We start from the raw sequence: 413 nt of genomic DNA, 5'->3' as shown, positions 1-413 counted from the left end.
GCCCTCATCAATGGTCGCCGCTTTCATTTTCGCACTTAATCTTTGATCCGATCTCTCGCCCGATCGAGCGCTTTTTCAGCCGAATCTAGGCTGGCATTGGTCCACCGGGCGGATTCTTCCCGCTCAGCTTCGTCACCCCGATCGCTTGCAGATTCAGCCTCCCGCATATTGTATTGCGCCCCCGCGAGCGCGCCGACCGCTTTAGCGATTTGGTTCCAAGCGCCCTCTGTACCTTCATCTGAGGCGGCTTTGTTGAGTCGATCGTTAGACATAATGAAATTGCTCCTATGCTTTGTTGAGTTGTGGAGTGAGGGCGGCGGGTTTGGTCGCCTTGGCCGCCCTTGAAACTAGCGGGCTGTCGCGATCGCGGTTTGGACGCAGTGACACAGATGCACGGCAGGGTACGGGGCATC

The 413-nt window shown here is 57.1% G+C and carries 1 protein-coding gene; it reads right to left on the bottom strand.

Annotated features, from left to right (window positions below):
* Positions 1-35: 35 nt before the first annotated feature.
* Entirely contained in the window at positions 36-272 is a 237-nt protein-coding gene (locus tag D7Y13_RS45505) for a hypothetical protein (RefSeq protein ID WP_147452753.1), read from the bottom strand.
* Positions 273-413 lie beyond the last annotated feature (141 nt).

It is taken from the genome of Corallococcus praedator (assembly GCF_003612125.1).
In the GTDB taxonomy this organism is placed as follows: Bacteria; Myxococcota; Myxococcia; order Myxococcales; family Myxococcaceae; genus Corallococcus; species Corallococcus praedator.
The sequence above is the reverse complement of the archived record's forward strand: the minus strand, read 5'-3'. Positions and strand labels throughout refer to the sequence as shown.

Excerpts from the sequence above, each read along its gene's own strand:
- D7Y13_RS45505 (WP_147452753.1), bottom strand. The coding sequence starts at position 272 with ATGTCTAACGATCGACTCAACAAAGCCGCCTCAGATGAAGGTACAGAG.